At 70.3% G+C, this 17738-nt stretch carries 14 protein-coding genes; 3 read left to right on the top strand and 11 right to left on the bottom strand.

All coding sequences use genetic code 11. The features are described 5' to 3' along the window. Position 1: 1 nt before the first annotated feature. Both QC180_RS07985 and QC180_RS07980 read right to left on the bottom strand, forming a co-directional pair. Positions 2-1147 carry an acyl-CoA dehydrogenase family protein gene (locus tag QC180_RS07985; protein ID WP_278261989.1) on the bottom strand — a complete coding sequence of 382 codons (1146 nt, stop codon included), beginning with the start codon at positions 1145-1147 and terminating at the stop codon, positions 2-4. A 35-nt stretch (positions 1148-1182) separates the two neighbouring features. Then, positions 1183-2691: an aldehyde dehydrogenase family protein gene (locus QC180_RS07980; RefSeq protein ID WP_474646406.1), complete on the bottom strand. Its 1509-nt coding sequence runs from the start codon at positions 2689-2691 to the stop codon at positions 1183-1185. A 223-nt stretch (positions 2692-2914) separates the two neighbouring features. Here QC180_RS07980 and QC180_RS07975 point away from each other — a divergent pair, with 223 nt between their 5' ends. From QC180_RS07975 to fadD5, 3 genes are read left to right on the top strand one after another with little or no spacing between them, the layout of a single operon-like run. After that, positions 2915-3901, top strand: a complete 987-nt coding sequence (locus QC180_RS07975) for an NAD(P)H-dependent flavin oxidoreductase (protein WP_278261987.1) — start codon at positions 2915-2917, stop codon at positions 3899-3901. Beyond that, a complete protein-coding gene (locus QC180_RS07970) occupies positions 3898-4704 on the top strand; it encodes an enoyl-CoA hydratase (RefSeq protein ID WP_278261986.1) in 807 nt (268 codons plus the stop codon). The genes QC180_RS07975 and QC180_RS07970 overlap by 4 nt, the downstream gene beginning before the upstream one ends. Before the next feature lie 21 nt (positions 4705-4725). Next, positions 4726-6300, top strand: coding sequence for a fatty-acid--CoA ligase FadD5 (fadD5, locus tag QC180_RS07965; RefSeq protein WP_278261985.1), 1575 nt, complete (start codon positions 4726-4728; stop codon positions 6298-6300). Here fadD5 and QC180_RS07960 read toward each other — a convergent pair. The 9 genes from QC180_RS07960 to QC180_RS07920 form a co-directional block, all read right to left on the bottom strand. Next, the gene (locus tag QC180_RS07960) at positions 6290-7330 is read right to left on the bottom strand and encodes an alpha/beta fold hydrolase (RefSeq protein WP_278261984.1); all 1041 of its coding nucleotides are present in this window, start codon (positions 7328-7330) and stop codon (positions 6290-6292) included. The genes fadD5 and QC180_RS07960 overlap by 11 nt on opposite strands. A 67-nt stretch (positions 7331-7397) precedes the next feature. Next, complete coding sequence (locus QC180_RS07955) at positions 7398-8759, bottom strand: lipase family protein (RefSeq protein ID WP_278261983.1); 1362 nt, start codon at positions 8757-8759, stop codon at positions 7398-7400. 84 nt (positions 8760-8843) lie between these two features. Beyond that, entirely contained in the window at positions 8844-9536 is a 693-nt protein-coding gene (locus tag QC180_RS07950) for a TetR/AcrR family transcriptional regulator (protein ID WP_278261982.1), read from the bottom strand. 137 nt (positions 9537-9673) lie between these two features. Beyond that, on the bottom strand, positions 9674-11887 hold the full coding sequence (locus tag QC180_RS07945) for an acyl-CoA dehydrogenase family protein (RefSeq protein WP_278261981.1): 2214 nt from the start codon (positions 11885-11887) through the stop codon (positions 9674-9676). Positions 11888-11889: 2 nt separating this feature from the next. Then, positions 11890-12768, bottom strand: a complete 879-nt coding sequence (locus QC180_RS07940) for an SDR family oxidoreductase (RefSeq protein ID WP_278261980.1) — start codon at positions 12766-12768, stop codon at positions 11890-11892. A 12-nt stretch (positions 12769-12780) separates the two neighbouring features. Beyond that, on the bottom strand, positions 12781-13638 hold the full coding sequence (locus QC180_RS07935) for a MaoC/PaaZ C-terminal domain-containing protein (protein WP_278261979.1): 858 nt from the start codon (positions 13636-13638) through the stop codon (positions 12781-12783). Then, positions 13635-14075, bottom strand: coding sequence for a type II toxin-antitoxin system Rv0910 family toxin (locus QC180_RS07930; RefSeq protein WP_278261978.1), 441 nt, complete (start codon positions 14073-14075; stop codon positions 13635-13637). The genes QC180_RS07935 and QC180_RS07930 overlap by 4 nt, the downstream gene beginning before the upstream one ends. 43 nt (positions 14076-14118) lie before the next feature. Further along, positions 14119-15309, bottom strand: coding sequence for a lipid-transfer protein (locus QC180_RS07925; protein WP_278261977.1), 1191 nt, complete (start codon positions 15307-15309; stop codon positions 14119-14121). Positions 15310-15553: 244 nt separating this feature from the next. Further along, positions 15554-17716 (bottom strand): DUF4132 domain-containing protein, encoded by a 2163-nt coding sequence (locus QC180_RS07920; protein WP_278261976.1) that lies wholly within the window; start codon positions 17714-17716, stop codon positions 15554-15556. Positions 17717-17738 lie beyond the last annotated feature (22 nt).

Genomic DNA, 17738 nt, shown 5'->3' with positions numbered 1-17738 from the left:
GTCAGAGGCCGAAGGTCTTGCCGATGATGTCGCGCTGGATCTCGCTGGTCCCACCGAAGATCGTGGAGACCAGGGCCCCGCGCACGTGCTTCTCCATGTCGAACTCGCGGGCGTAGCCGTAGCCGCCCATCATCTGCATGCCCGCCAGCGCCACCTGCTTGGCGGTCTCGGTGGCCTTGAGCTTGGCCATCGACGCCTCACGCGCGAAGGTCTTGGTCGGGGCGGCGTCGACGGCGGCCGCCACGCTGTAGACCAGCAGCTTGGTGCACTCGATCTCGGTGGCCAGGTCGGCGACGCGGTGACGCAGGGCCTGGAAGGAACCGATCGGCCTGCCGAACTGCTTGCGCTCGGAGATGAACTGCAGGGTGTCCTCGAAGGCGCGTTCGGCGGTGCCCAGGCTCATCGCGGCCAGCACCAGGCGTTCGAAGTTCAGGCCGGTCATCAGCTGACGCCAGCCGTTGCCCACCTCGCCGACCACCGCGTCCTCGGGGAGTACACAGTCGGTGAAGTACAGGTCGTTGGTCTCCTTCTGGTTGCCCATCAGCTCGATCGGGCTGATCTCGAGGCCGGGCGTGTTGGCGGGCACGTGGAACATGGTGAGTCCCTCGTGCTTGCCGCCGCTGCGGTCGGTGCGCGCGACGAGCAGGATGTTCTCGGAGATGTGCGCGTTGGAACACCAGGTCTTCTGGCCGTTGATCAGCCAGCCGTCGCTGGTCTTCTCCGCGCGGGTGGTGATGTTGCCGACGTCGGAGCCCGCCTCGGGTTCCGACATCGAGATCGACTGCGAGGCACCGCGCACGATGCCGCGCAGCACGGTCTCCTTCTGCGCCTCGGTGCCGAACTTGGCGTAGGCACCGCCGGTGATCAGGGTCGGGCCGATGGCCCCGATCGGCAGCAGGCCGCGCAGGCTCTCCTCGAGCAGGATGCACATGTCGACCATCGAGGCGTCGGAGCCGCCGTAGGCCTCGGGCACGGTCAGGCCCAGCCACCCCAGCTCGGCCATCTTGGCGTACACGCCCGCGTGGTGCTGCTCGGCGTCGTGGTCGGTGAGCGCGTCGCGCTTCTCCCTGGTGCCCGCCTCACGCTTGGCGAACGCGGCGACCGCCGCGGCGAAATCCCGCTGTTCCGGGCTGAATTCGACGCCCATGAGTGTGTTCCTCTGCTTTCGTGGATGGTGATGGGTTACTTGGCGCGCCCGAAACGGCGGGCGGTGAGTTTACGGACCAGCGACATGGTCGACGCGGTCCGGGAGAACGAGAGCAGCACCATCCCGGGAACGGCGAAGCGCTGCCGCGCGATCGAGTGCGGCCGGGTGAAACCGAGCAGTCCGGCCGCGCCGTGGATGCGGCCGATCCCGGACTCCCCCACCCCGCCGAACGGCAGCGCCGGAATGGCGGCGTAGGCGGCGGCGCTGTTCACCGAGGTGGCGCCGACGCGCAGCTGCCGGGCGATCTCCATGCCGCGCTTGCGGGAGAACACCGTCGAGGCCAGCCCGTAGCGCGAGGCGTTGGACAGCCGGATGGCCTCCTCGACGTCGGCGACGCCGCGGATGGTGAGGGTGGGGCCGAAGGTCTCCTCCGCGACGGCGAGGGAGTCCTCGGGGGTATCGAGCAGCACGATCGGGCTCACGAAGGGCGCCTGGATCGCCTCGCGACCGCCGACGACGGCCTTGGCGCCCTTGGCCAGGGCGTCTTCGACATGCTCGGTGACGATGTCGAGCTGGGCGGGCAGGGTCATCGGGCCGTAGGCGGCAGCGGGACCGGAGCCGGGCTTCAGGTCGGCGACCCGCCGGGTGACCTCGGCGACGAACTCGTCGAGCACCGAGTTCACCACGTAGCAGCGTTCGGTACCGACACAGGTCTGCCCGGAGTTGGCGATGGCCGACCAGACGATGGCGTCGGCGGCCGCGGCGACATCGGCGTCCTCGGCGACGATGGCCGCGTCCTTGCCACCGCATTCCAGGACCACCGGGGTCAGCTTCGCCGCGGCGGCGGCCATGATCCGCTTGCCGGTGGCGGTGGAGCCGGTGAAGGCGATCATGTCGACGTCGGATTCCACCAGCGCGCGGCCGGTCGCGCCGTCGCCGCTGACCACGCTCAGAATGCCCTGCGGCAGCGTGGGATTGGCCTTGGTGAACGCGTCGGCGAACCAGTGCCCGACGCCGAGGGTGAGCTCGCTGGGCTTGAACACGACGGTGTTGCCCGCGGCCAGCGCGTAGGCGATGGACCCGTTGGGCGTGTAGACGGGATAGTTCCACGGACCGATCACGCCGACCACCCCGTGCGGGCGCTGCTCGATGACGGCCTCGTGGTTGGCCATCATCAGGCCGGGAAAGACCTTCTGCGGCTTCAGCACCTTGCCCGCGTTCTCCGCGGCCCAGTTCAGGTGCTCGACGGCGGTGATCACCTCGAGGTAGGCGTCGTCGAGTGGCTTGCCGTTCTCGGCTTTGATCAGCGCGCAGAACTCGTCGATGTTATTCACGATGCCCGCGGCCCAGCGCTGCAGTGCCCGCTTCCGCCCGGTGAACCCGAGTTCACGCCACGTCTGCGCGGCGGTCCTGGCCCTGGCGACGGCCGCGGCCACGCTCGCCGCGTCGTCGACGGCCCAGCTGCCGACGGTCTCGCCGGTGGCCGGGTCCAGGGTGTGGACCATTGTCGCAGAAATGGGGGCGGTAGTGGGAGTTTCGGTCATTCTCGACCATCCTTCGGATTGCTCGGCGGCGGTCCCGCGCGACGCGGCTCGGACAGGGAGTCCTCGGGGCCCGGCGGACGGCGCGGCCTATTGACACGCCGCGTCAGCCACCGTTAAGTTAATCGTAATTCTCGATAAGTTAATCACGATTCTCCTCGGTTGCAAAGAGCTGTCGCGGCACGGCGCCACTGCGGGGAACGACGAATCCGGAGGGAGAGCGCAAATGCTGCGCACCCGATTCACCGAGGCCTTCGGTGTCGAGCACCCGATCGTGCAGGGCGGGATGATGTGGGTCGGCCGGGCCGAACTCGCCGCCGCCGTGTCCGAGGCGGGCGGCCTGGGCATCCTCACCGGGCTGACCCAGCCGACGCCGCAGGCGCTGCGCGAGGAGATCGCCCGCACCAGGGACCTCACCGACAAGCCGTTCGGGGTGAATCTGACGATCCTGCCGTCCATCACGCCGCCGCCCTACGAGGAGTACCGGCAGGCGATCATCGACGGCGGGGTACCGATCGTGGAGATCGCGGGCGGCAATCCGGCCACCCACCTGCCGTTCCTCAAGGACGCGGGCATCAAGGTGCTGCACAAGTGCACCAGCGTCAAGCACGCCCTCAAGGCCCAGCAGGTGGGCGTCGACGCGGTGAGCATCGACGGCTTCGAATGCGCCGGTCACCCCGGCGAGAACGACACCCCCGGCCTGGTCCTGATCCCGGCCGCGGCACGCGAGCTGGAGATCCCGATGATCGCCTCCGGCGGCATCGCCGACGCGCGCGGGCTGGTCGCGGCCATGGCGCTGGGCGCCGACGGGGTCAATATGGGCACCAGGTTCCTGTGCACCGTGGAGTCGCCGATCGCGCACGCCGTGAAGGAGAAGATCGTGACCAATACCGAGCTCGACACCAAATTGATCTTCCGGACCATGAACAACACCGCCCGCGTGGCCGACAACGCGGTCAGCCGCGAAGTGGTCGAGATCGAGCGCGCGGGTGGCACCTTCGCCGATGTGCGCGAGCTGGTGGCGGGTGCGCGGGGCCGCAAGGTCTACGAGAACGGCGATCTGGACGCGGGCATCTGGAGTGTCGGCCAATGTCAGGGGTTGATCCACGACATTCCCACCTGCGCGGAGCTGGTCGGCCGGATCGTGCGCGAGGCCGAAGACCTCATCGCGGGCCGTCTGGCCGGTGCGCTGGTCGGGGCGGTGGCCCGATGAGCGAGAGCGTGCTGATCGAGCGCGAGCGCGGGGTCCTGCGGATCACCGTCGACCGCCAGGCCCGGATGAACGCCATCGACCTGGCCACCATGGACGAACTCGGTGAACTCGTCACCGCCGCGCACACCGACCCGGAGACCCGGGTCATCGTGCTGACCGGCGCGGGCAAGGCGTTCTGCACCGGCGCCGATCTGGCCGCCGCGGCCGCCGCCGGAGGCAACGAGGCCCCGCCCGAGCGGGTGATGGACAGCGCCAACGCGGTGATCCGCGCGATCGTGGCCTCCCCGCTACCGGTGATCGCGCGGGTCAACGGCCCGGCCGCCGGGGTGGGCACCTCGATCGCGCTGGCCGCCGACCTGATCTACGCGGCCGAGACCGCCTATCTGCTGTTGCCGTTCACCTCCATCGGCCTGATGCCCGACGGTGGCGCCACGGCGATGGTCGCCGCCGCCATGGGCCGGGTCAGGGCCGCCGAGCTGGCCCTGCTCGGGGCCCGTCTGCCCGCGCCCGAGGCCGCCGCGGCGGGCCTGATCACCCGCAGCCTGCCCGCCGACCAGCTCGACGCCGAGGTCGACGCGGTCGCCGCCAAGCTCGCCGCGGGCCCGCGTCGTTCGCTGGAGCTGACCAAGGCGGCCATCAACGCCGCCACCCTGACCGAGCTCGACGCCGCGCTCGACCGGGAGAAGACCGGACAGTCCGAGCTGCTGGTCTCGCCCGATTTCCTCGAGGGCATGACCGCCGTGCTGACCCGTCGCCCACCGCGTTTCGCCGGTGCGCCCGCTCCGATCGCCGACCCGGCCTAGTCCTCCCGAGGAGACGTTTCCATGACCACTGCCGTCGAACCGCTGCGCTCGCGCCGCAACCACTGGATGAACCAGATCGCCCTGCACGCCACCACCATCCCGGACGCTCCCGCGCTGCGGTTCCTGGGCGAGACCACCACCTGGGGGACCCTGCACGCCCGCGTCCAGCGCCTGGCCGACGCGCTGGCCCGCCGCGGTGTCGAGGCGGGCGACCGGGTGATGATCCTGATGCTCAACAACACCGAGTACATCGAATCGGTGTTCGCGGTGAACACCCTCGGCGCCATCGCGGTGCCGGTGAACTTCCGGCTCACCCCGCCCGAGCTGGTCTATCAGGTGAACGACAGCGGCAGCGCCGTGCTCATCACCGATGCCGTGCTGGCGCCGCTGGCCGCCGCCGTGGCCATGGGCACCGACACGCTGCGCACCCGGATCGTGGTCGGCGCGCCGACCGGTGACGGCGTGCTCGGCTACGAGGATCTCATCGCCGAGGAGGGCGTGCCGCACGCACCGCGTGACGTGCCCGAGGACTCGGCCGCGCTGATCATGTACACCTCGGGCACCACCGGCAGCCCCAAGGGCGCGGTGCTGACCCACCTCAACATGCAGGCCCAGGCGCTGACCTGTATCCGGGCCATGCGCTACACCGACGACGACATCGCCTTCTGTGCCTCGCCGCTGTTCCACATCGCCGGATTGGGCAGTATCGCCTGCTGTTTCGTGCTCGGCGCGCTCACGGTGATCCACCCGCTCCAGGCCTTCGACGCCACCGAGGTGCTCGACGCGTGGGAACGTGAGCGGGCCACCTCGGTGTTCCTGGTCCCCGCGCAGTGGCAGATCGTCTGCGCCGATCCCACTGTGCCGCAGCGGGATCTGCGGCTGCGGGTGATCAGCTGGGGCGCCGCGCCCGCCTCGGACACGGTGCTGCGCGCGATGGCCGAGACGTTTCCTCGGGCGCTCAATGTCGCGGTGTTCGGGCAGACGGAGATGTCACCGATCACCTGTGTGCTCGACGGCGAGGACGCCATCCGCAAGCTGGGTTCGGTCGGCAAGCCCATTCCGACCATCGCCACCCGCATCGTCGACGACGAGATGAACGATGTGGCGCCCGGTGAGATCGGCGAGATCGTCTATCGCGGACCGACGCTCATGCGCGAGTACTGGAACAACCCGCGCGCCACCGCCGACGCCTTCGCCGGTGGCTGGTTCCACTCCGGTGACCTGGTGCGTCGCGACGACGAGGGCTTCGTCTACGTGGTGGACCGCAAGAAGGACATGATCATCTCCGGCGGCGAGAACATCTACTGCGCCGAGGTGGAGAACGTGCTGTTCGCCCATCCCCGTATCCGCGAGGCCGCGGTGATCGGACGACCCGACGAGAAGTGGGGCGAGGTGCCCGTGGCGGTGGTCGCGGTCGACGACGCCGAGCCGATCGAACTGGCCGACCTCACCGAGCACCTCAACGCCCACCTGGCCCGCTACAAGCACCCCAAGGCGCTGGTCGTGGTCGGGGCGCTGCCGCGCAATGCCGGGGGCAAGGTCGTCAAGCACCAGCTGCGCGACGAGCACGGCACGGCGGCCGCGATCAGCGGCTGAGGAACTCCTCGATCGCCGGATAGGTCGATTCCGCGGCGGTCGCGCTGGCCAGCAGGCCCAGGTGACCGCCGCGGACCTCGACGAAGCGCGCCTCGGCCGCGTGCGGCAGCACGTCCAGGCCGCGGCGCACCGAGGTGGCGGGCACCACCACATCGCCGCGGCTGCCGATGAGCAGCACCCGGCAGGTGACTTTGGCCAGCTCGATCACCAGGTCCGAGCGCAGCCGCACCGAGCCGGTGGCGAGCTCGTTGCGCAACACCAGGCTGCGGTGGATCTGCCAGTAGGAGCGGCCGGGATAGCCGGGCATGCTGGACATGAAGCGGTCGGTGGCCTCCATCCGGGCCAGCGCTTCGGTGTCGAGGGCGTTGCGCGCCAGGAACATCGGCCGGGACAGTTCCCGGTCGAAGGCCTGCAACCGGAACCCGATCCGCACGAATTCCTGCGGGATACCGCCCATGATCCGGGTCGCTAGGGCCATCTCCCGGCCGCCGGTGAGCTTGCCGACCAGCCGCAGCGGGGTCAGCATGGCGGTGCGGCGCTGATCGATGGGCGGGGCCAGCGCGGTGATCGAGGCGATCGGCAGGTCCGCGTGGGCGGCGGCGGTGAGCAGCGAGATGACTCCGCCGAGCGACCAGCCGATCAGGTCGACCGGGCCGTCGTGTTCCTCGGCGACGCGCCGGATCGCTTCGGGCAGGATGTCGTGGGTCCAGTCCTCGAGCCCGAGATCGCGGTCGGCGTAGCCGAAGTGGCCGTAGTCGATGACATAGGGCTGCCTGCCCTGCTCGAGCAGGTAGCGCACCAGGCTCTGGCCGGGGCGCAGGTCGAAGCAGGACGGGGTCACCGCCAGCGGCGGCACCAGCAGCACCGGGTTCCCGGTGGCCGGAGTCGCGCGGTCGAAGCGCTTCAGATGCCGGTGCTCGCCGTCGTAGATCGTCGTCGACGGCGCCGGATCATCCGACTCGATCCCCCCGCCGAACGACACCGACCACACATTGCGCACCGCGCGCGGCACATCCGCGACCAACCCCACGAACCTGTCCCCTCACTCCACACCAACGCACCTGCCGGGCGGCAGGTTTCGATATTCGTCGCCCCGCTCAGGCGGCCGGGCGGGCCGCTTTCTTGCGCAGCACGTCCTCGCGACGGCTCGCCGAGGGCGTCAGCGGTCGCGCGAACAGCGCCTGGGCAGCGCCGCGCACCAGATCGCCCAGCCCGCGATGGCCCGCGGGCAGCCGCAGCAGGCTCCACACCGTGGTGGTCGCCGAGGGCGTCGGCCGGTGCCCGGCGAACCGGTCGGCCAGCCAGTTCAGGCTCAGCGGCGTCGAGATCGGCAGCAGGCCCAGGTGCTCGCTGCACCGGTCGCGCAGGTAGGTCACCTGGGCGCCGTGCGCGCGGTAGCGGTCGACCAGGGCGTCGATGCCCTCCGCGGCGATGATCTGATCGTGCGTCGACTGCACCACCAGCAGCGGCACCTCGGGCGCGACGGTTCCCAGCTCCAGGTCGGCGAACATCGCGACCAGCTCCGCGAGCGCGAGGACCTCCGCGATCGGGAGCGAGGTGGTGTGCAGGTCCAGGTTGTGCCGGATCAGCCGCAGCACCGCGGCGCCGGTGGTGCTGCGCGCGGCGCGGTCGAGGATCGCGCGCCCCTCGTCGGAGATGTGCGCCTCGATCGCCGCGTCGAAGGCGGGGTAGACGCGCCGCAGAGCCGCGACGACCAGCGTCGGCAGACCGGCGTGCAGGCTGCCGTTGAGCCGGTGGAAGGTCTCCACCAGATCGCCGACCGGCGAGCCGAGCACTGCCCCGGCGATGTCGAGTTCGGGCGCGTAGGTGGGCGCGACCTCGGCTGCCCAGGAGGTGGCCAGGCCGCCGCCGGAGTAGCCCCACAGGCCCACCTGACAGTCCGCGGCCAGCCCCAGCGGGGCGAAGCGCTGGGCGGCGCGCACGCCGTCGAGGGTGCGGTAGCCGGGTTCGCGCGGGGCGCCCCAGGCACCGAGCATGCCCTCGTGATCGGGGATCGACAGCGCCCAGCCGCGCTTGAGCGCGTCCATGAAGCAGAGCAGTTCGACGTGGGCGAAGGTGCCGATCGCGCGCGAGCCGCGTTGCAGCGAGTAGGACGGGAAACCGCGCGAGGAGATGGCGTCGATGGCGCACTGGAACGACAGCAGCGGGGTGTCGGCGGTGACACCGCCCACCGGGGCGATCACGGTGGTGACGGTGGCGTCGGGTTGCCCGTTGAGATCGGTGGTGCGGTAGAGCAGCTGCCAGGCGGTCGCCCGCAGCGGTACCAGGCCGAACGCGGCCAGCTCGACCGGCCGCCAGCGCAGCACCGTGCCCTCGGGCTCCTGCTCGAAGCCGGGCGCGGGCAGGTAGAACGGATCGTCGTCGGGCAGCGTCGCGCGGGTGGGCGCGGGCCAGCACTCGGCGCGCAGGTCAGCCGAGCCGGGGGCGGACAGCGTCATCGATGTCTCCTAATCACGGGTACATCGACCAGATTAGTGGTACTTGAGGTACCACACAAGCGTAGCCGCTACTTCTCGTTACATCTATTTCGCCGGAGCGTTGACCAGTTCGGCGATCGGGGTCAGCGGATTGAGCATGACCCCGGCCTTGCGCAGGCTGTTGTCCACGATCGCCCAGATGGCTTCCTGCAGGTAGGACGACAGTTCCGCGGCCGTCATCGGTTGCATGGACTGGCTCAACCAGCGGTTCACACTGCCGTCGACGAAGCCGACCAGGCCGAACGCCATCGGCTCGGCGATCGTGGTCGGCGCGCCCTGCGCGCGCAGCGCGTTCTCGAAGACCTCGCGCACGGTGCCCGCGATGGCGATCTTGGTCCCGGACACCAGCGGCGAGTTGCGCCGCCCTTCGCGCCCGTCGGACCCGGCGCCGAGGAAGTAGTGCAGCCGCGGATTCACCGCGATCCAGCCCACATAGGTGTCCACCGAGCGCGCGATCGCCTCGGCGACGGTGCCCTCGGGGTTCAGCGTGGGCTCGAGCACCCCCATGAGGTCCTCGAGAATGCGCGCGCGCAACTGTTCGTCGAGATCGCGACGGTCCTTGAACAGGCGATAGAGCACCGAGCGCGGGACCTCGGCCAGGTCCGCGATCTCCTGGACACCCACCGAGGCACCCTTGGCCTGCACCGCGGCGAGAGCCGCTGCGAGGATACGTTCCCGCCGGTCGGCGCGATGCCGATCCCATCGGCTCGCCCGCCCGTCGGCGTGCTGTGCGGTCACGGTCCTCCTGTGTTTCTCGGAGCGCTGGCGCGCTCGGGCGGGGCCCTTCGGGCCCCTGCAAGAACACTAAACACATCGGGGTGTTCGACGGGTGAGCGGCCCGGTTCCCGGAAACGTTGTCCGGGAACCGGGGGCGATCAGCTGTTCACCGAGGCATCTCGGGGCAGGCCGAGCATCCGCTCACCGATCACATTGAGCTGCACCTCGGTGGTGCCGCCGTAGATGGTGGTGGCGCGACCGGCGATGAGCTGTTCCATCGCGTGATCACTGCGCTCACCCGGCACCGAGACCACTCCGGCGATGCCGAGTTCGGCGACGACGAACTCCGAGATGGCCTGTCCCAGCGCCATTCCCAGCAGCTTGCCGACGCTGGAGGTGGTCGACACGTCGATCCCGGACAGCTGCTTGAGCACCACCCGCGAGCCGATCACGTCCACCGCGCGGCTCTCGGCCATGAGCTCGCCGACCCGGTAGCGCGCCACCGGCGAGAGCTCCCGGCCCACCGCGAAGCGCAGCAGGTCGGTGTCGGTGGCGTAGGCCTCCATCTTCTGGCTCAGCGCCACCCGCTCGCCCGCCAGGGTCGTGCGGGCCACGTGCCAGCCGTCGTCGACGGCCCCGACCACGTTCTCGTCGGGGATGAAGACGTCGTCGAGGAAGACCTCGTTGAACAGCGCCGAGCCGGTCATCTCGCGCAGCGGGCGCACGGTGATACCGGGCGAGGACATGTCCAGCACGAAGTAGGTGATGCCCTCGTGCTTGGGCTTGTCCGGGCTGGTCCGCGCGATCAGCATGGCCCACTCGGCGAACTGGGCGACCGTGGTCCAGATCTTCTGACCCGTCACCTTCCAGCCGCCGTCGACCTTGACCGCCTTGGTGGTCAGGCTCGCCAGGTCCGAACCGGCGCCCGGCTCACTGAACAGCTGGCACCACACCACCTCGCCGCGCAGCGTCGGCACGACCAGTTCGCGCTTCTGCCGCTCGTCGCCGTGCGGCACGATCGCCCCGACCGCCCAGGTGCCCATGAGCAGCTGCGGCATCGGGATGCCGGAGGCCTTGATCTCCTGGGCGATGACGACCTGCTCGAGCGGCGAGGCCGAACGGCCGTAGGGCCGGGGCAGGTGCGGCAGGTTCCAGCCGCCGTCACCCAGGGCGACCAGCTGCTCGTCCTCGTCGTCGATGGCGGCGATCGTGGCCAGTTCGGCCTTCACCTCGGCCCGGATCCGCTCCGCCTCGGCGGGCAGTTCCAGTTCGCTCGACAGCGTCAGCCCGGCCAGGGCGTAACCCGCGACCGCCTCGGCGCGTTCGTCGCGCGCGCCGAGCAGACCGCGCAGGGCCAGCGTCCGCCGGTAGTACAGGTGCGCGTCGTGCTCCCAGGTGAACCCGATGCCGCCGTGCACCTGGATGCAGTCCTGCGCCACCTGCACCGCGGCGTCGGGAATGATCAGTCCGGCGATGGCGGCGGCGTAGTCGGCGGTCTCGTCGGCCCGGTCCAGCGCGAACGCCGCGTCCCACAGCACCGCGCGCGCCTTCTCCAACGCGATGCCCATCTGGGCGCACTTGTGCTTGACGCCCTGGAACTGCCCGATCGGACGACCGAACTGCACCCGGGTCTTCGCGTATTCCGACGCGGTCGACACACACCACGACATGACGCCGACCGCTTCGGCGCCGAGCACCACCGCGGCCACCGAGCGCACCCGCTCGGCGGACACGTCCAGCACCCGCTCCAGCGGGACCTCGACCGAATCCGCGTGCAGCCACGCCGAACCGCGCAGCACGTCGACGCTGTCCTGGGCGGTCACGGTCAGGTCGGTGTTCTCGAAGGCCACCCACCGCCGCGTGCCGTCGACGGTGACCGGCGCGAGGATCACATCGGCCCCCAGCGCGCCGAGCACACCGTCGGCGATGCCGTCGACCACGAGCACCCCGTCACGCTCGGTGCCGGTCAGGGCCGACGCGGTCGCGACGGCGCCGGTGCGCGAGCCGTCGGTCAGCCCTGGCAGCTGGGCCGCCGCCCATGCCCCGCCCACCTGGGCGAGCACGGCGCTGGCCAGCGCGGTCGGCACGAACGGGCCGGTGTGCAGGCCGCGCCCGAGGGGCTCGAGCGCGACGGCCAGGGTCAGCAGTCCCGCGCCCTGCCCACCGGACTCCTCGGCCACGTGCAGGCCGAGCAGATCCTGGGCGACGAGCGCGTCCCAGTACGGCAGTCGCTTGCCCGCGTCGCTGGATTCGACGGCGGCGCGGACGGTGTCGGGTGTGATGGTGCGTTCGACGAAGCCGCGCACGGCGTCGGCGAGGGCCAGGTGGTCCTCGCTGACGCCCACGCCGAGCTCATAGCTGGTGCGCGCCATGGCTAGCTGGTCTCCTTCAGCCGAGCGGCGACCTCGTCGATGGTCCACGGGCCGTCGGTCTCGACCGTGCGCACGTCGTGCCACCCGGCCAGTTCCACGATCGCCCCGCCCTGCACCGCGAACACCTTGCCGGTGAGCGGGCAGTCGGCCTCGGCCAGGTGGGCCACCAGCGGCGAGATGTTCGACGGCGCGAACGCGTCGAACTCGCCCTCGGGGACCTCGGCGGCGAACAGCGCGCCCATGCCCGGGGTGGCCAGGGTGAGCCGGGTGCGCGCGATCGGGGCGATCGCGTTGACCCGCACGCCGTAGCGCTCGAGCTCGTCGGCGGCGACCAGCGTCAGCGCGGCGATCCCGGCCTTGGCCGCACCGTAGTTGCCCTGACCGGCGTTGGGCATGAACGTGCCCGAGGCCGAGGCGGTGTTGATCACCGCGGCGTTGACGGGGTTGCCCGCCTTGGACTGCGCCTTCCAGTAGGCCGCGGCGTGGTGCAGGGTGGCCGCGTGGCCCTTGAGGTGCACCGCGATGACGGCGTCCCACTGGGATTCGTCCATCCCGGCGATGAAGGCGTCGCGCAGGATGCCCGCGTTGTTGACCACCACGTCCAGGCGGCCGTACTCCGCGATCGCCTGATCGATGAGTTCCTTGGCGCCGTCCCAGGTGGCGATGTTGTCGGTGTTGGCCACGGCCTTGCCACCGGCGGCGACGATCTCGTCGACCACCTGCTGGGCCGGACCGGCATCGGTGCCGGTGCCGTCGTTGGCGCCGCCGAGATCGTTGACCACCACCGCCGCGCCCTCGCGGGCGAACAGCAGCGCGTGTTCACGGCCGATACCGCGACCGGCGCCGGTGATGACGGCGACGCGTCCGTCGAGCTTTCCCATCAGTCTTGTCTCCTAGTTGAATTCGACGCGGCCGTCGGTGATGGCCAGGGCGCCCTCGGCCTCGGTCTCGAAGGCGAAGGCGTTCGGCTCGGTGCGCCAGAAGGTGGTGGTGATGTCCTGGCCGGGCAGCACCGGCTTGGCGAAGCGCACCGCGAGGCGGCGCAGGCGCGCGGTGTCGCCCCCGGCGAGTTCGGTGAGCGCGGCCCACGAGGTGAACGCCATGGTGCACAGACCGTGGTTGATGATGCCGGGCAGACCCGCCATCCGGGCGATCTCGTCGTCGAGGTGGATCGGCATCGGATCACCGGAGGCGGGCGAGTACCGGAAGGTCTGGTCCTCGTCGATGTGCGCGGTGACCCGGGCGGCGGGCTCGCCCGCCCGGTCGGCGTCGGTGATGCGGTGACCGGGTGCCTGTTCGCCCTCGCCCGGTCCCGCGTCGACCTTGCGGAAGAACGCCGTCATCCACTGCTCGTTGACGAGTTCGCCCGCGGCGTCGCGGGTTTCGGCGTAGATGACCACCGTCGACCCGTTCGGCTTGCCGAGGTAGCCGATCGGCTTGGCCCGCACCACCAGCTCGTCCCCGGCCACGATCGGCCGGTGGAACAGGAAGTCCTGTTCCCCGTGCACGAGCTTCATGAGCAGTTCGACCGGCGCCACCGACAGCGCGGCGGGTGCCATCGAGGTGAACACGGGCACCACCGCGAACACCGGCGGGGCGATCTGCCCGCTCCGGTGCGCCTCGATCGGATCGTTGGTCGCCGCGGCGTATTCCGCGATCCGCTCGGCGGTGACCGAGAACCGTTCCTCGTCGGTCCACTCCCCCAGCGCGGAGCCGTCGAAGACGACTCCGGCCGATTCCGAGGTGGTCATGCCGCCGAGCCGACGAGCTCGGTGAACTTGGCCATCGACTCCTTCAGGTCGGCCTCGGCGTGCTTGGCCACGGCCTTGCCGATCGGGCCGACGATCATGGTGCCCTTGAAACTGGCGTCGAACTTGGCCGAGGATCCGGTCGCGGTGGGCTCCACCTCGAGCGCGAATTCGACGGTGACCCCGGCCATGCCGGTGCCGGTGATCTTGAGGAACTTCTGCGGGTCGACCTCGGCGACGGTCCACTCGATCTTGTTGGCCATGTTCATCACCGAGACGACCTCGATGAACCGCGACCCGGCGGTGAGCTCGGCGGGCAGCTCACTGCGCCAGCCCTGGTGGATGGTCAGCCACTGCTCCCAGTTGGCCAGGTCGCTCAGGCGCGCCCACGCGGCTTCGGGGGTGACGGGAAGTTCGGTGGAAACGGACACGGATGCCATGGGGTTGCTCCTCGTTGAGTGATCGAAAACGTCGGGGGAAAGGTCAGCGGACGGCGGGGCGGTAGGCGGTCACCACGACCGCGCCGCCGAGGCCGATGTTGTGCTGCAGGGCGATGCGGGCGCCCTCGACCTGGCGGGCGTCGGCGGTGCCGCGCAGCTGCCAGGTGAGTTCGCTGCACTGCGCCAGGCCGGTGGCGCCCAGCGGGTGCCCCTTGGAGATCAGGCCGCCAGAGGGGTTGACGACCCAGCGGCCGCCGTAGGTGGTGGCGTTGTCGTCGACGAGACGGCCGCCCTCGCCGGGAGCGCACAGGCCCAGCGCCTCGTAGGTGAGCAGTTCGTTGGTGGAGAAGCAGTCGTGCAGTTCGATGACGTCGACGTCCTCGGGACCGATCCCGGCCTGCTCGTAGACCTTCAGCGCGGCGGTCCGCGACATGTCGGCACCGACCAGGTTGATCGCGGTCGGGTCGGTGAAGGTCGAGCTCAGGTCGGTGACCATCGCCTGTCCGACCATCTCCACCGCGCGGTCGGCCAGGTCGTGGCGGTCGACGAAGGCCTCGCTGGCGAGGATGACCGCGCCGGAGCCGTCGGAGGTCGGCGAGCACTGCAGCTTGGTGAGCGGGCCGTAGATCGGCTTGGCCGCGAGCACTTCCTCGAGGCTGTATTCCTTCTGGAACTGCGCGTACGGGTTGTTCACCGAGTGCTTGTGGTTCTTGACGCCGATCTTGGCGAACTGCTCGGCGGTGGTGCCGTAGCGCTCCATGTGCTCTTTACCGGCGGCGCCGAACATGTACGGCGCGGGCGGCATGGCGAACTCCTGGAGTTCGGCCAGCGCCAGCAGGTGCCGCATCATGGGCTGCTCACGGTCGTCGAAGGTCGATCCGAGCGAGCCCTTCTGCATCTTCTCGAAGCCCAGGGCCAGGGTGCACTCCGCGAGCCCACCTCGGATGGCCTGGGCGGCGAGGTAGAGCGCGGTCGAGCCGGTGGAACAGTTGTTGTTCACGTTGACCACCGGAATGCCGGTCAGCCCCAGCTCGTAGACCGCGCGCTGACCCGAGGTGGACTCGCCGTAGACGTAACCCACATACGCCTGCTCGACCTGGTCGTAGTCGATTCCGGCGTCCGCGAGGGCCTTGGTCCCCGCCTCCCGCGCCATGTCCGGGTAGTCCCACTCCAACTCGCCCGGCTTCTCGAACTTCGTCATGCCGACGCCGACGACGAACACCTTCTGTGTCATGTACGCACTCCCGTGTCGCGTGTGCCCCGAATACCTGGGACACCGTGTCCCTGCAATTTAGGTTGGACACGTCGTCCAGGTCAATACCTTGGCCGAAACCGGCCATCGACCGGTCACAGCCGGGAAAAGGTTGTGCGATTCCCGCCCGAGCGGCGACTGTATGGGATATACGTCCCGGATACCTCCGGACGACGAACGGCCCGGCGCATCGTGTCGCCGGGCCGTTCGTCGAGCGCGAATTCGGTTATGTACCTGTGGTTTCGCCACCAGAGGCGACGATCTCGTCGAGGTCGCGGGCAGCTTCGGAGAACACGATCGGTGGTACCCGCGTCAGTGGAACCGGCACACCGTCACGCAGAAAGCGCAGCTCGCCGATCTCGACCTCGGCCTGCCCGAAGTAGCCGGAGAATTCGCAGCGCAGGGCGGCGGTCAGACCGTCGCCGACAGGCTTCGTGGCCTGGTGATCGCTGTATCGGCCGTGGGTCGACCAGCCGCGTGCCGACAGCATCGGCACCGCCCGCTGGCCCTGGACGGCCTGTCCGACATACCGGCGGACGACCTGCCCGGCGAGCTCGTCCGGCGTCGCGCGGAAGAACGACCGCTGCACCTGATCGACCGGCTGCGCCACGCCCCGTTCGGCGAGTTCGTCCCGCCACCGGACCAGCGTGCCCCGCTGGTCGAGCTCGAGGGGATGGACGGCGGTGACCGGGCCGGTGCGATCGAGTTGGTCGAGCAGCCCGATCGCGTCGGTGCTGTCGCGCCAGAGTAGGGCGGGCAGCATGGCCGCCCCGGCGGGTAGCGAGAGCAGGCGGGTCAGTTCGGGTGGCGTCAGCGTGCCCGCGGTGGCGACCAGCCGTTCCACCAGGCCGGAACGCATGCGGCGGGCCTGATCGCGCAGTCGTTCCTGGTGTTCGCGCAGTTCCTGGTAGGCCGGGTCGCCGCGCACCGCCGACGGCACCGATTTCAGAACCTTCCCGGCCCGGTCGACCACCAGATCGGCCTCGGAACCGGTGATCCGCAGGGCGACGTGATAGTCCCCGATGGTCGCCTCCGTGCGCGTCGCGGTGGCGATCCGCGCCTCGCAGTCCCACTCCACCCGGTCCGGGCCGTCGACTCCGGCCACCTGCGCCAGATGGTCGAGCGCCACGGCGACAGCGGCGGCATGGCTGATCCGACGATTCGGTCCGAGCTTGGCACCGCGTCGGCCACACTCGCGGATGGCCAGATACCGATCGAGGACGGTCTCCCCCGCCTCCAGCGGCAGCATGCCGAAGGCCGCGATGCCGTGCAGCGCATTGTTCTTCACGCGCTTCAGGACTTTCGCGCGGTTGTCCCCCAGGACGGCCGAGACGAGTTCGTTCGGCTCGAGTGCCAGGACGCGGCGCGCGTCCTCGTCTCCGGTCTGCTCGATCGCTCGCAGCAGCGCCGCCCGGTCCTGCCGAACGACCTCGTCGGTGGGTATCGCCCGGATCATCCGCAGCAGGTCGGCGCCGTGCCCGAGGCCGAACAGCGGCAGCAGCACATGTGCGTCTCCGGCGGGCTTGCGCCACGAGAAGACCCGCCGCTGCTCGGCGAGCGGGCGCGAACGCAGTTCCTCGACCAGTTCCGCCCGCTCGGCCTCGGTCAGTTCCGCCGCGCCGAAGTGCTCGGCCGCCCTCGATTCATCGGTCCACCGCAGCGCCAGCCGAACGAACCGCAACCCGCGCGGCGCGAATCCGGCGGGCACGCGATCCCACTCCACCGGCTCCGGCCCCGACACCAACCGCCAGGTGTGCTCGTCCACCAGCGCGCGCACCGCGTCCGCGCAGGCCAGCGGCGCCCCGGTGACCTCCCCGCTCCCGTCACGCCCGACGATCGCGTACCCGAGATAGCGGTCGTCGGTGAACGCCCGCACAACCACGGCCGCGTCCAGGGCATCGGCCCGATACAGCGCGTCGAGGATGCCCGCCACCGAGGTCCGATCCAGCCAGCCCAGCGGGGTGACGACGAGCAGACGCAGCAGGGCGACCTCCCCCGCGGCCACGGCTCGCCCGGCCACCTCGTCGAGCAGCAGACGGTGCCGGACATCGACGCCGAGATACCGCGCGAGCAGGGCCTTCCGGTGCGCCGATGGCCACGGCGCGGCGAGCAGGCAGGCGACGTCGTCGGGATCGTCAGCGGGGAACGCGGCATCGTAGATCTCGTCGAGCACGGCCACGAGATCGCCGACATTCGATTCCAGGTGGCCCAACGCCCGGTCCTCCCCCTCGGCCAAGCGCGTCAGGGCCTGATCGGCGATCCGTCGCAGCTCGGCGGGGTCGTCGGCGCGCTGTCGCGCCCGCTCCACCAGTTCGCCCAGGGCCCGCCGTTCCTCGTCGACGATCCCGACGTACTCCGCGGGGACCGGCCATCGCTCGTTCTCGACCACGCCCGCCACGCTACAAGCGCCC

Source organism: Nocardia anocheti (genome assembly GCF_029675105.1).
Taxonomy (GTDB): Bacteria; Actinomycetota; Actinomycetes; order Mycobacteriales; family Mycobacteriaceae; genus Nocardia.
Note: the sequence above shows the minus strand (reverse complement) of the source record. Positions and strands in the feature narration are given on the sequence as shown.

What these genes read in the sequence shown, in the direction of transcription:
- QC180_RS07955 (WP_278261983.1), bottom strand. Translation starts at nt 8,759, where the DNA reads ATGACGCTGTCCGCCCCCGGCTCGGCTGACCTGCGCGCCGAGTGCTGG.
- QC180_RS07970 (WP_278261986.1), top strand. Translation starts at nt 3,898, where the DNA reads ATGAGCGAGAGCGTGCTGATCGAGCGCGAGCGCGGGGTCCTGCGGATC.
- QC180_RS07980 (WP_474646406.1), bottom strand. Translation starts at nt 2,691, where the DNA reads ATGACCGAAACTCCCACTACCGCCCCCATTTCTGCGACAATGGTCCAC.
- QC180_RS07940 (WP_278261980.1), bottom strand. Translation starts at nt 12,768, where the DNA reads ATGGGAAAGCTCGACGGACGCGTCGCCGTCATCACCGGCGCCGGTCGC.
- QC180_RS07930 (WP_278261978.1), bottom strand. Translation starts at nt 14,075, where the DNA reads ATGGCATCCGTGTCCGTTTCCACCGAACTTCCCGTCACCCCCGAAGCC.
- QC180_RS07985 (WP_278261989.1), bottom strand. Translation starts at nt 1,147, where the DNA reads ATGGGCGTCGAATTCAGCCCGGAACAGCGGGATTTCGCCGCGGCGGTC.
- QC180_RS07935 (WP_278261979.1), bottom strand. Translation starts at nt 13,638, where the DNA reads ATGACCACCTCGGAATCGGCCGGAGTCGTCTTCGACGGCTCCGCGCTG.
- fadD5 (WP_278261985.1), top strand. Translation starts at nt 4,726, where the DNA reads ATGACCACTGCCGTCGAACCGCTGCGCTCGCGCCGCAACCACTGGATG.
- QC180_RS07925 (WP_278261977.1), bottom strand. Translation starts at nt 15,309, where the DNA reads ATGACACAGAAGGTGTTCGTCGTCGGCGTCGGCATGACGAAGTTCGAG.
- QC180_RS07945 (WP_278261981.1), bottom strand. Translation starts at nt 11,887, where the DNA reads ATGGCGCGCACCAGCTATGAGCTCGGCGTGGGCGTCAGCGAGGACCAC.
- QC180_RS07975 (WP_278261987.1), top strand. Translation starts at nt 2,915, where the DNA reads ATGCTGCGCACCCGATTCACCGAGGCCTTCGGTGTCGAGCACCCGATC.